The sequence below is a fragment of the Acinetobacter sp. YH01025 genome, from assembly GCF_013420185.1.
In the GTDB taxonomy this organism is placed as follows: domain Bacteria; phylum Pseudomonadota; class Gammaproteobacteria; order Pseudomonadales; family Moraxellaceae; genus Acinetobacter; species Acinetobacter indicus.
In genome coordinates this window covers 18,057-30,311 of record NZ_VOYR01000006.1, presented here as the reverse complement: position 1 = coordinate 30,311, position 12,255 = coordinate 18,057, and the positions used below count along the sequence as shown (strand labels likewise).

9 protein-coding genes and 1 pseudogene are annotated in these 12,255 nt (G+C 45.7%); 7 read left to right on the top strand and 3 right to left on the bottom strand.

Translation table 11 applies throughout. The features are described 5' to 3' along the window. Nucleotides 1-91 precede the first annotated feature (91 nt). The 4 genes from FTT89_RS07750 to FTT89_RS07740 all read left to right on the top strand — a co-directional run bounded on the left by FTT89_RS07750 (nt 92) and on the right by FTT89_RS07740 (nt 3,799). Nucleotides 92-1,144, top strand: a complete 1,053-nt coding sequence (locus tag FTT89_RS07750; protein WP_180172776.1) for an OmpW family protein — start codon at nt 92-94, stop codon at nt 1,142-1,144. Nucleotides 1,145-1,301: 157 nt separating this feature from the next. Further along, a complete protein-coding gene (locus FTT89_RS07745; protein WP_180172775.1) occupies nt 1,302-2,516 on the top strand; it encodes an MFS transporter in 1,215 nt (404 codons plus the stop codon). Next, a complete protein-coding gene (locus FTT89_RS14545) occupies nt 2,509-2,643 on the top strand; it encodes a hypothetical protein (RefSeq protein WP_005179131.1) in 135 nt (44 codons plus the stop codon). Before FTT89_RS07745 ends, FTT89_RS14545 begins: the two co-directional genes overlap by 8 nt. 190 nt (nt 2,644-2,833) lie before the next feature. Further along, nucleotides 2,834-3,799 (top strand): TauD/TfdA family dioxygenase, encoded by a 966-nt coding sequence (locus FTT89_RS07740; protein ID WP_180061384.1) that lies wholly within the window; start codon nt 2,834-2,836, stop codon nt 3,797-3,799. A 132-nt stretch (nt 3,800-3,931) separates the two neighbouring features. Here FTT89_RS07740 and sthA read toward each other — a convergent pair whose 3' ends face one another. Next, entirely contained in the window at nt 3,932-5,347 is a 1,416-nt protein-coding gene (sthA, locus tag FTT89_RS07735) for a Si-specific NAD(P)(+) transhydrogenase (RefSeq protein ID WP_005179136.1), read from the bottom strand. Between the two features lie 213 nt (nt 5,348-5,560). On the opposite strand from sthA, the gene lipA reads away from it, so the two are divergent. The 3 genes from lipA (at nt 5,561) to FTT89_RS07720 (ending at nt 10,140) form a co-directional block, all read left to right on the top strand. Further along, nucleotides 5,561-6,574 carry a lipoyl synthase gene (gene lipA / locus FTT89_RS07730; protein WP_180061382.1) on the top strand — a complete coding sequence of 338 codons (1,014 nt, stop codon included), beginning with the start codon at nt 5,561-5,563 and terminating at the stop codon, nt 6,572-6,574. A gap of 454 nt (nt 6,575-7,028) precedes the next feature. Beyond that, nucleotides 7,029-9,602, top strand: a complete 2,574-nt coding sequence (locus FTT89_RS07725) for an acyl-CoA dehydrogenase (RefSeq protein ID WP_180061381.1) — start codon at nt 7,029-7,031, stop codon at nt 9,600-9,602. Nucleotides 9,603-9,753: 151 nt separating this feature from the next. Then, nucleotides 9,754-10,140, top strand: coding sequence for a carboxymuconolactone decarboxylase family protein (locus FTT89_RS07720; protein ID WP_104484600.1), 387 nt, complete (start codon nt 9,754-9,756; stop codon nt 10,138-10,140). Nucleotides 10,141-10,153: 13 nt separating this feature from the next. Here FTT89_RS07720 and FTT89_RS07715 read toward each other — a convergent pair whose 3' ends face one another. Together FTT89_RS07715 and FTT89_RS07710 are read right to left on the bottom strand one after the other, a co-directional pair. Beyond that, a complete protein-coding gene (locus tag FTT89_RS07715; RefSeq protein WP_005179143.1) occupies nt 10,154-10,414 on the bottom strand; it encodes a hypothetical protein in 261 nt (86 codons plus the stop codon). 431 nt (nt 10,415-10,845) lie between these two features. Next, nucleotides 10,846-12,188: pseudogene (locus FTT89_RS07710) on the bottom strand (amidohydrolase). Between the last annotated feature and the right edge of the window lie 67 nt (nt 12,189-12,255).

The window sequence follows — 12,255 nt, the reverse complement described above, 5'->3', positions numbered from 1 at the left end:
TCTTCTTCAAAAACAACAGTCTTGCTTTATCTAACTATTAAATAATGGCCCTTATAAAAACGAGCAACAAATTGGACATGGAGTCCCTTATATGAAGAAGACCTTATTATTTGCCAGCACGCTGTTGGCCTTACCTGCTGTTTCTTATGCCTCACCGTATTTTAGCCTGCAAGATGGTGATGGTTTTAAACGTTTTTCTGTTTCAGTCGGGGCATTGCATGTCATGCCGCAAGGCAAGGCACAACCCTTTCAGGTTAATACCGCGGTTAAAGAAGGTGAAGTCGCTGATGTCGGTGACATTCAATCGCAAACTGTAAAAGACAATTTAAAAGAAGGTTTTGATCCCCCTTTTTTACTAGAAACCGCCCTCAATACCCTAGACACTATTCCGGCAGCCATGAGTGGTACAGCTGAGATTCATGGTCTGGAAAGCTGGAATAACCCGGGCACCGGTCTGGAAGCCGATGATGTCACCACATTGGGCATCATGACCAATTACTTTTTTACCGACAATATTTCTTTTGAAATGAAAGCTGGTATTCCGCCTAAAGTCGATTTACAAGGTAAAGGAAAAATTTATGCACCTTTTTCAGCAACTGCAACACCTATGGGCGGAGCTTTAGGAAATTTAGAGCTTGAAAATGATATTTTCATTACCGATCTAGAAGCGCATGGTCCTGCAGCTTCGGCACGTGCCTGGACACCAGCATTTGAGTTTCAGTATCATTTCGGTAAAACCGGTGTAAATAAATTCCGTCCTTATGTCGGCCTAGGTTTAATGTATGCCTACTTTAACGAACTGGAAATTAACCCGCGTACCGAACAGGATCTGATTGCCGCCGGTCATATGATTGCCAATATCAAACAGGGGCAAGCCGGTGCATCACTGGAAGGTACACCAAGTAATGCCAATCCGAAAGTTGAACTTGAAGCATCCGACGCATTCGCACCGGTAGCCACAGTCGGTTTCACCTATGACTTTAATGAAAAATGGTTTGCGGTTGGTTCGCTGTCCTATGCACATCTGCAAAATGACACCACCATTACCGTGACCGATGCCACACATGGCGAACTTATTCGTTCTAAGGCCGATATTGAAGTGAATCCGATTCTGGCCTATGCCGGTATTGGTATCCGTTTCTAGGCTTTAATTTTTTCAGTCTATCATCAGGCAGCCTTTCGGGCTGTCTTTTTTGATGCAGCCATAAAAAAATTTTATCTTTTATTTAATTTTTATTCTATCGCCTCCCGCGCAGCAATCTACTAACATAAGCAGGTCTTTCCTGGCTGCCGGACTTTTTATGTCAGATACCCGTTTTTCCAAAGCCCTGATTTATATGCTGATGGGAAGTGCCATTATTCTGGCGCTGTCATTGGGGGTACGACATGCCTTTGGCCTGTATCTGGTGCCAATGAGCCATGAATTTGGCTGGGGGCATAATGTCTTTAGTCTGGCTATTGCCATGCAAAACCTGATCTGGGGTGCGGTACAACCAATTACCGGCGCCTTTGCCGACAAATATGGCAGTAAAATTGTGGTCGCTGTTGGTGGTACCTTATATGCACTGGGTTTATTGCTGATGGCGGTCAGCTCGACCGGCTGGCTGCTGAATTTAAGTGCCGGTTTAATTTTAGGTCTGGCGCTCTCTGCCACCTCTTTTCCGATTTTACTGTCCGCAGTTGGCCGTGCAGCCCATCCTTCAAAACGCAGCCTGGCGATGGGGATTGCCAGTGCAGCGGGTTCTTTCGGTCAGTTTATTATGCTGCCGACCACGCTGCTGTTATTGCAGAATTTAGGCTGGAAAGGTGCGCTGGTGGTTAGCGCCATTTTAATGACCCTGCTAATTCCTTTGGCATGGACTTTAAAAGCACCGATGTATACCGACCCGAATGCAGCGACCACCAAACCGCAACCGGCGTTAACATTTAAGCAGATTCTGGTGATTGCCAAAAACCACAAGCCGTTCTGGTTTTTATCTTTGGGCTTTTTTGTCTGCGGCTTTCAGGTGGTGTTTATTGGTATTCATTTGCCAGGTTATTTAATTGATCATGGATTTAACGCCACCACCGGCACCATCTTCCTGGCCTTAGTCGGTTTATTCAATATTATCGGCACCTATACGGCTGGCTGGTTGGGCGGCCAATATTCCAAACCGCATTTACTGATGTGGCTGTATGGTCTGCGTGGCCTGGCCATTATCGCCTTTTTACTGTTACCGCTCAGTACTTGGACAATTTATGGCTTTGGTGTCATTATGGGACTGTTATGGTTATCGACCGTGCCACTGACCAATGGCATTGTAGCCAATATGTTCGGGGTGAAATATCTGACCATGCTCAGTGGGATTGTATTCTTCACCCATCAGGTTGGTTCGTTCCTTGGTGGCTGGCTGGGCGGCCTGAACCATGACTTAACCGGCAACTATAATGCCATCTGGATGTTCTCGATTGCGCTAAGTGCTTTTGGCGTCTGGGTACATTTCTTTGTGAATGAACAGGCGGTGGTGCATGACTAATTCAATGTCGCTGTTAAAAATTCTGATTGGCCTGTGCATTATCAGCTTTTTTATTTTATCGCTGCTGTTATGGATGAAAACCCCGCAGCTGTTTGAATACTTTAATCAGGCGTTTTGTGCACATTAATGTTTAAAAACCCGCAGCATCAACAGCAAATTCAGTTATTTGGTTTGCTGTTTTAATTAAAAGAATATAAATCATATATTTAATTATTTTTATAGCCTTTTCATAAGTTTAGCATTTCTTCTGATTTTATTTGGCCTGCGTTTTTTTCTAAATTTTCTTGAAGCAATAACACTGAGAGAAAAACTTAAACATGACCAGTCTGACCCAACTTTCCCAAGCCATTCACCATGCACCGCGCTGGCATCAGGCCAATCAATTCCAGGACGGCAGCGAAATCCGTATTGTTCCACACACTGACCAGGCTCTTGGTGCGGTGGTGTATGGATTAGATGCGCGCAAGGCTCAATCGGGTGAAACCATTTTCCGGCTGAAACAGGCCTTGGCAGAACATTTAGTTTTAATTTTCAAACAGCAACAGCTGGATGATTTACAGTATCTGGCCTTTGCCACCTATTTCGGTTCAATTTTCCGTCCCGCTGCCGACACGCCTGTACTGGCCGCGCAGGATGATAGCGGTGTACCACCCGATGTCGTGCCTGTTTCCAATGCAGTAGGACAAGGCGATTATACTGGTCATGGTGAATTAAGCCCGCATGCCGATCATCAATGGACACCGCTGCCCTCCTTTGGCTCTTTGCTCTATGCTATTGAACTGCCACAAAATGGTGGCCAGACCAGCTGGATTAATACCATCAAAGCTTATAATGCCCTAGATGCCGACACTCAGGCACATATCAACCAGCTACAATTAATTACTTACAACCCTTTTGTTCGCCGGCAGAAAACCCAAGCCTCGTCGCAAGACGGCGTTTATGGCAACAGTCCGCTGTATCGCTTTAAAGATCAACCGGTTTTAAGCCATGCCTATCCACATCCTTTGGTGCGCACCCATCCAGAATCCGGGCGTAAAGCCTTGTGGCTCAATACCCATACCGAAGTGGAACTGGAAAACTATGAAGATCAGGCTGGTAGCGAACTGATTGCCCAGTTACGTGCCCATCTGCTTCAACCAGAATTTGCCTATGAGCATCAGTGGGAAGTCGGTGATATTGTGTTCTGGGATAATCAGGCCACCCTGCATTCCCGCCGTCCATTTCCGGCCGAACAGCGCCGTCTGTTAAAACGTATCAGCCTTGCCGGAAGCCGACCTTTTTAAGCAGGAACTGAACTAGAGATACTGAATATGCACCCGTGTTCAGGACTTTGACTGCAGGATATTTATCCTTTTCATCCAACCATAAAAAAACCCGCAAACTGTGTTTACGGGTTTTTCAGTATGAGCAACCGCTTAGAACAGACGGTTCATACCATTTAAGGTCGCCACACGATACGCTTCTGCCATCGTTGGATAGTTAAATGTGGTTTCTACAAAATACTTGATGGTATTGTTCGGGCTGTTCATTACCGCCTGACCAATGTGAATAATTTCTGCCGCGTTATTCCCGAAGCAATGTACACCTAATACTTCTAAAGTTTCACGGTGGAACAGAATTTTCAGTTCACCAACCGTATCACCGGTAATTTGCGCACGTGCCAGATGACGGAAAGAAGCCTGACCCACTTCGTACGGAATTTTTTCTTCAGTCAGTTCCTGCTCGGTCTTACCAATTGAAGAAATTTCCGGAATGGTATAAATACCGGTTGGAATATCAGTCACCGGTGCCACATTTTCTTCGCCACTCATGTTGGCCCCTGCACAGCGACCCTGGTCATAGGCAGCAGACGCCAGAGATGGCCAGCCAATCACGTCACCAGCAGCGAAAATATTTTCTACTTCAGTCTGATATTGCTCATTTACCGTCAGCTGACCGCGGCTGTTTGGTTTTAAGCCAACATTTTCCAGGCCTAAACCATCGGTATTGCCTGAACGGCCGTTACACCACAAGATGGCATCGGCTTTGATTTTCTTGCCACTTTGCAAATGCAGCACTACGTGATCATCAAAGGTTTCCAAATGATCAATCTGCTCATTGTGACGAATCAACACGCCCTGTTCACGCAAGTGATAGGACAAGGCATCGGAGATTTCATCATCCAGATAGCTGAGCAATTTATGCTGGGTGTTAATCAGGTCGACTTTATGGTCCAGACCAATGAAGATCGAGGCATATTCACAGCCAATGACACCGGCACCATAAATGATGATTTTCTGAATCGAGAAATCCAGATCCAGAATCTTGTCTGAATCGAATACACGTGGATGGTTAAAGTCTAAAATTTCTGGACGATACGGACGTGAACCGGTTGCAATCACCAGCTGCTTAAAAATCAGGGTTTCCTTAATGCCTTCCGGACTGAATACCAGCACGGTATTTTTGTCCTGCACATAAGCACGACCGTGATAGATATCAATTTTATTGCGGTCATAGAAGCGCGAGTGGGTATCGACCTGCTGCTGAATCACTTTATGTGCATTACGCAGCACCTGTTTCATGGTGAACTGTTTCCAGTCGCCCACTTTCTGGAACATCGGATCACGCTGGTAACGGATGATGCTGGATACCGTCTGACGCAGCGCCTTACTTGGGATTGTGCCCACGTGAGTACAGTTACCGCCGAGTTGCTCACGCATATCCACCACAGCAACACGCATGCCCGATTTGGCAAGTTTCATTGCTGCGCCTTCACCTGCAGGACCAGAACCTAAGACCACCGCATCATATTTAACGAAAGTTCCGGCAACCACCTCTTTTTTACGTGGCATTCAACGCTCCTTAAACTAATCTATTCTGTTTATATCTCATATGCATATTATGACTGAAAACATCATGATTTTCTGTATTTACCTAGCATATATTGCGTGATAGCCACATTTTTTAAATGAATATCGTTTTTTTCCTATTTGCACCCAAGTCCGTTATAATGGAGGCGCTATTTTTCGAATATCTCCCCCGTCAAAACAGTGGAAAAGTTGAATATGTCTGAAAACCGTAAACCAGAACAGGGTGTTAAACTTCGTGGCGCAGAAAAGGTCGCTCGTATTCCTGTAAAAGTTGTGCCTACGGTTGAAACGCCGCGCAAACCGGACTGGATTCGGGTCAAGATGGCGGCACCAGAAGAAGTTCAACGGATCAAATCGACACTGCGTCAGCAAAAACTGCATACCGTTTGCGAAGAAGCAGCCTGTCCGAACCTGCCAGAATGTTTTGGTGGCGGTACTGCAACCTTTATGATTATGGGTGATATTTGTACTCGTCGCTGTCCGTTCTGTGACGTTGCCCATGGCCGTCCGAATGCGCTTGATCCGGATGAGCCGCGTCATATGGCAGAAACCATTGCCAACTTAGGCCTGAAATATGCGGTCATTACCTCGGTAGACCGTGATGACCTGCTTGATGGCGGTGCACAGCATTTTGTTGACTGTATTAAAGAAGCCCGTGCCTTAAGTCCGAATACCCTGCTGGAAATTCTGGTTCCGGATTTCCGTGGCCGTATGGATATTGCGCTGCGCATTATGACTGAATGTCCGCCAGATGTGTTTAACCACAATATTGAAACCGTGCCACGTTTATATAAAGCCATGCGTCCAGGTTCAGACTATCAGCACTCTTTAAACCTGCTGAAAATGTTTAAAGAATACTGCCCAGAAATTCCAACCAAGTGTGGCCTGATGGTGGGTATTGGTGAAACTGAAGAAGAAGTGATTTCATTATTGGATGATCTGAGAGCACATGATGTAGATTATGTGACCATTGGCCAATATTTACAGCCATCAAAACAGCACGCACCAATTGACCGCTTTGTAACACCAGAAGAATTTGAGCGTTATGCAGAACATGGCCGCAAACTGGGCTTTAAAAATATCTGGTCTGCACCAATGGTGCGTTCAAGTTATTTTGCAGACCGTCAATACTACGGCGAGCCAGTTCCAGAAGTACGTCGCAAGACTGATCCTGCCAAGAAAATTAGTGTACAAACCATCGAAGCATAAGCTGAGAAAACTAAGCTGAGAAAACAAGCCCCCGGATTCGGGGCTTTTTTACAAGGTCATCTTTTACTTAAATTTTTACTTCGTCCTCGAATCAGAATTTTTAGCCCAGAGAGATCATCTATTTCCTCTTAAATCCAAAGACGGCTCATCTTTAAAAAAACACCCCATTCAAATCAGAAATAAATTTCTATCCTTCTTTGACCTAGCTGCTAATCCCTTACTTATCTTCACATTTCGTTGCGCGTTTTTACTTGAATAGCGATCATTTTTCAACCAATCTTCATCCATAGAGTTTGTTTTTAGCAATCGTTTTAATGGTCTTGATATTTAAAAAAACGATACCGACGTTCCAAGAACAGCCTTCACCGGATGACTTCAGACAAAATGAAGCAGCATTTCTTTCATTTTTCCTTGCAGGCACGGTGATGCTGTAGCAGCCGGGAGAAATACAATAATGCTTTTTATACTCAGTATCGTCATTCTTGTTTTTACACTGTGGGCGATTTTCTATTTTCAGCTGTCTCGCAACAGCGGTGCCATGACCCTGATCGCGGTCAGTATTGTCTCTGCCTTTATTAATCCCTGGTCCTTAATTTTAGGCATTCCGTTAATTGTGCTGAGCATAATTGTGATGGTGGATGCCTTGCGCATGAAAATCATCACCCAACCCGCGTATAAGGCTTTGTCACAAGCCATGCCAAGCATGAGCAGCACCGAACGTGAAGCACTGGATGCCGGCACCAGCTGGTGGGAAAAAGAGCTGTTTATGGGTGCGCCCAACTGGGATACCTTTGAGCAATATCCCTATCCTACGCTCAGTGCGGAGGAACAATCCTTTTTAGACAATGAAGTGGAACAGCTGTGCAACATGCTGGATGAATGGGAAATCCATCATAAGCACAAAGATTTATCTCCTGAAACCTGGCAGTTTATTAAAACCCATGGATTTTTGGGCCTGATTATTCCCAAGGAATACGGCGGCAAGGCTTTCAGTTCTTTTGCGCAAAGCCGGATTATGAGCAAAATTGCCTCACGCTCCCTAACCGCCGCGGTCAGCTGTATGGTGCCCAATTCCTTAGGCCCGGGTGAGTTGCTGCTGCACTACGGTACCGATGAGCAGAAAAAACGTTACTTGCCCGGTCTGGCCAAAGGCGAAGAAATTCCCTGCTTTGGGCTGACCAGCCCGGAAGCCGGCTCCGATGCCGGTGCCATCCCCGATACTGGCGTGGTCTGCTATGGCCAGTTTGAAGGCCGGCACGTACTGGGTCTGAAAATGAATTTCTCCAAACGATGGATTACATTGGCACCCATTGCCACCGTGATTGGTCTGGCTTTTAAACTGTATGATCCGGACGGTTTACTCGGCGATAAGACTAAAACCGACTACGGCATTACCTGTGCGCTGCTGCCGGCCAATCACGCCGGAGTGAAAGTCGGGCCGCGCCATCATCCCGGTTCACCATTTATGAATGGCACGGTCGAAGGTCAGGATGTGTTTATTCCACTCGACTGGATTATCGGTGGTGTGGAAAATGCCGGTAAAGGCTGGCGCATGTTAATGGAATGTCTGGCCGTCGGTCGCGGGATTTCCTTACCGGCACTGTCAACCGCTGCCGGGGAAATAACCTATTTAAATGTCGGTGCTTTTGCGCGAATCCGCCAGCAATTCAAGTTGTCGGTGGGGAAATTTGAAGGCGTACAGGAAGTCACCAGTGATATTGCCAGTGAAACCTATATGCTGGAAGCCTTTCGCTATCTGGTGACCTGTGGACTGAATCAGGGCGGCAAACCTGCCGTGATGACCGCGATGGCCAAGTACTATGCCACAGAGTCTATGCGCCGTGTGGTTAATCATGGTATGGATGTGGTCGGTGGCCGCGCCATCCAGTTGGGTCCACGGAACTTTCTGGCGCTGACCTATCAGGCCATTCCAGTTTCCATTACCGTTGAAGGGGCCAATATTTTAAGCCGCTCGCTGATGATTTTTGGCCAGGGTTCGATGCGTTGCCATCCGTATTTGTATGAAGAATTACAACTGCTACAAGCCCCTGATAAAGATGCCGCGCTGACACAATTTAATGAACTGTTCTATCATCATCTGGGCTATACCCTTAACCGGACTGCGCGCGCATTTGCCTTTGGCTGGTTTGGCGGTTCATCCGATGCTCCGCAACAAGCCGATGAATTTAGCCGGCCTTATTACAAAACCATCAACCGTTTTAGTGCGGCCTTTGCCCTGACTGCCGATATGTGTCTGGGTTTATTGGCCGGTGATATTAAACGCAAGGAAATGCTGTCCGGACGCCTGGCCGATATTCATGCGCAGCTGTTTATTGCCACCGCCATCTTAAAATACTATGCACATGGGCAAAAAACCGCAGATGAGCAACTGCATGCGCAACTGGCTTTAGACAAAGCACTGTTTAATGCACAAGAAGCCTTCTTTGGACTGTTCAATAATTTCCCTATGCAACTGGCGGCTGGCGTCGTGAAATTGATCTGCTTCCCGTGGGGCCGTGCCTTGCAGCCACCAAGCGATCAGCTGAAACGTGATGTGGCCATGAGCATGATGCAGGATAATGCTTTTCGCCAGCAGCTGAAACAGCATGTTTTCTATAACACGGACCCGGACGATGTCTTTGGCCGGATGGAAAGTACCTTCCAGAGCTTAACCGAGATTGAACCGCTGTGGGATCGCTTTAAAAAAGCTGAAGCCAAAGGCAGTTTTGATGGCCTCAGTTTTGAAGAACACATTGCCGATGCCCTAAATACCGGCGCGATTCAACCCGAAGAAGCTAGCCAGCTACTCAGTTATAACGCGCAGCGCTTTGACAGTATTTTGACCGATATTTTCGATATGCAGCTGGAACAGACCCTGCCACTAGACAATCCGCATTTAATTGAACCTTTAGGTGTCGATACGGAAGCTCATCCTCCGGCAGCATCGGCAGAACCGAAAACCGGTGGCACCGCACAACTGGCCACAGATCATCATAAAGAGGATCCGGAACCGTTTATCCGTTTTTAGTTATATGCTGAATATTGAATAAAGTGGCTTTCGGGCCACTTTTTTATGGACTGGAAATGACACTTCTGACAGGCATTCTACGACCATCTTCCAATGGTATAGACTACATAAGCCGTTAAGCTACATCGAAAACAATATTGAGGGAAACAAGATGTCACAACAAGATTATGACAATGGTTTAAAAGTACGTACAGAAGTCATGGGTGAAAGTTTTGTGAAACGTGCGCAGGACAATACTGTGCCGTTTACCCAGCCTTTGCAGGACTGGATTAATGAACATGCCTGGGGTTCTACCTGGCAACGTGAAGATGTATTGCCGCGCAAATATCGTTCACTGGTGACAATTGCCTTTTTAACTGCGCTCAAAAGCCCGACTGAATTAAAAGGTCATGTACGCGGGGCTTTAAATAATGGCGCGACAGTGGAAGAAATTCAGGAAGTGCTGCTACATAGCCTGCCCTATTGCGGCGCACCGGCTACGCAAGAGGCCTTCCGTGCGGCGTTAGAAGTCATTCAGGACTATCAGGCCAACTCGTAAATTTCGAACGGGTTTAAATCCAGTACACATTAAAGCTGTAAAAGAATTCACTGACTTCAAAACGTACCTGATAACCAAGCTGGGTCAGTTCGGCAGAGAGATTGCGAATTTCTTCCAAAGGCAAATGTTTGGGCAATACCGTAAATACTGCAGTGTTGCCCTGCTTGGCATTCTCTTCAATTAAACTGGCTAAACGCGCTTTATACAGGTTGATGTCCAGATTGGCATGCGCCGAAAGCACTTTTGCATCTTCTGCGGTTAGAAAGTTCACCATTTTTTTCTTCTCTTTTTTTGTTCCGTTGTATGGGTCTAACTTAAAAAATGCTACGGCTCCGCTCAACTCTATTTTTGTAAGTAATTTAAATTAAAGATGAATTGGTTTACATCGACTGCTGTTATCCATCCTCTGATAAATCAAAAACTCCCTTATCCTGGTTTTCTCTCTAAGTCATAACAGACGCAAACAAGGAATATTTAATCTTCATTTTATAATTAACGCATGATCAGGTTCTGAGAGGTAAAAGAGATTAAATAACTTAGGCTATTTTGATATATGGGTTCCGTTAAACTTCCATCGTTATTACCTAACTCTCTCCTGCTCAATTTTATATTTCAAAGCGGATATTTGATTGTTCTATCTATGAGCCATAAAAAACGGAGCCGATTTGCTCCGTTTTTCTCTTGAGTTTTATAGGTTCAAGACCATTATTTTTTAGCCTTCCATGCACTTTGTACCTGGCTGGCAACTTTTGGATAATCCAGAATAAAACGCATATGCGACTCTACCCCGGTTTTTAAGGTTTTATCATCGACAATAAAGTACGGGTTATGGTTCGGTGCGGCTTTACTCATATCCTGATCAGCTGGTGTCGCACCCAGGAATACAAATAAAGATGGCATCAGCTGGCCATAATAAGAAAAGTCTTCACTGGCGCTCTGGTTATGTTCTAAAACATGCGCCTTACCTTCACCCGCGGCCTGAATTAAAGATGGCGCCATCAATTCAGTTAAGGTTTTATCATTGGTTGTGACCGGTGCATACGGTGAAATTTCTACTTTGGCTTTTACATCATTGGCTTGCGCGGTGTGATTAATCATGGTTGGCAGGTTTTTGTAGATGCTTTGACGGATATCTTCATGGTTGGAACGAATGGTCCCGATCATTGACACCTGTTCAGGCAAGATATTACCACTGGTACCACCCTGAATCTGCCCGATACTGACCACGCCCATGCCTTTACTCAAGTCAGCACGACGAGACACCATAGTCTGTACATTCTGGATAATATCGGCCGCGGCGACAATAGAATCACGTCCTTTCCACGGCATGGAACCATGTACCTGCTGACCGGTTAAAGTCACTCGAATATTGTCGGCACTGTTTAAAGCCACACCATCTTTATAGAAAATATTGCCACTTGGCATACCCGCCATCACGTGCATCCCAAAAATCACTTCAGGTTTTGGATTATTCAGTGCGCCATCGGCAATTATTTTACGTGCACCGACCTGATCACCATTCAGGAAGTTATCAATATCGGCACCACCTTCTTCCGCAGGCTGGAATACAAAGACCACGGTTCCGGCAATTTTATCTTTATTTTCTGCCAGTGCTTTAGCTGCACCTAACAACATGGCAGTGTGGGTATCATGTCCGCAGGCATGCGCAACCGGTGTTTCTGCGCCCTGATAAATACCTTTGACTTTACTGGCAAAAGGTACCTGGGCTTTTTCTTCCATCGGTAAGGCATCTATATCGGCACGCAAGGCCATAATCGGGCTCGGTTTTACACCTTTTAATACGCCAATCACACCGGTTTTGGCAAAGCCTTTTTTCACTTCAATGCCGTAAGAACGTAATTCTTTTTGCACCAGTTCCGACGTTTTAAATTCCATATTGCCAAGTTCAGGATTGGCGTGAATATGATGACGCAATTGAATGGTATGCTGCTCGACTTTTGTAGGGCATCATCCACCCAATCTGCAAAAGCAAACTGAGAGATACTCATGGCTAACCCCAAGCTAAGACAGGTTTTAGTGAGCTGCATAGAAACTCGATTTTTATAACCGTTTAAAATCTTATCTTCGGAGAATTTAGGGTTAAAATACAAGGCT

Bases quoted from the DNA above. Each gene is read 5' to 3' on its own strand.
- FTT89_RS07745 (WP_180172775.1), top strand. From the start codon at position 1,302: ATGTCAGATACCCGTTTTTCCAAAGCCCTGATTTATATGCTGATGGGA.
- FTT89_RS07715 (WP_005179143.1), bottom strand. From the start codon at position 10,414: ATGGTGAACTTTCTAACCGCAGAAGATGCAAAAGTGCTTTCGGCGCAT.
- FTT89_RS07725 (WP_180061381.1), top strand. From the start codon at position 7,029: ATGCTTTTTATACTCAGTATCGTCATTCTTGTTTTTACACTGTGGGCG.
- FTT89_RS07740 (WP_180061384.1), top strand. From the start codon at position 2,834: ATGACCAGTCTGACCCAACTTTCCCAAGCCATTCACCATGCACCGCGC.
- FTT89_RS14545 (WP_005179131.1), top strand. From the start codon at position 2,509: ATGACTAATTCAATGTCGCTGTTAAAAATTCTGATTGGCCTGTGCATT.
- lipA (WP_180061382.1), top strand. From the start codon at position 5,561: ATGTCTGAAAACCGTAAACCAGAACAGGGTGTTAAACTTCGTGGCGCA.
- FTT89_RS07720 (WP_104484600.1), top strand. From the start codon at position 9,754: ATGTCACAACAAGATTATGACAATGGTTTAAAAGTACGTACAGAAGTC.
- FTT89_RS07750 (WP_180172776.1), top strand. From the start codon at position 92: ATGAAGAAGACCTTATTATTTGCCAGCACGCTGTTGGCCTTACCTGCT.
- sthA (WP_005179136.1), bottom strand. From the start codon at position 5,347: ATGCCACGTAAAAAAGAGGTGGTTGCCGGAACTTTCGTTAAATATGAT.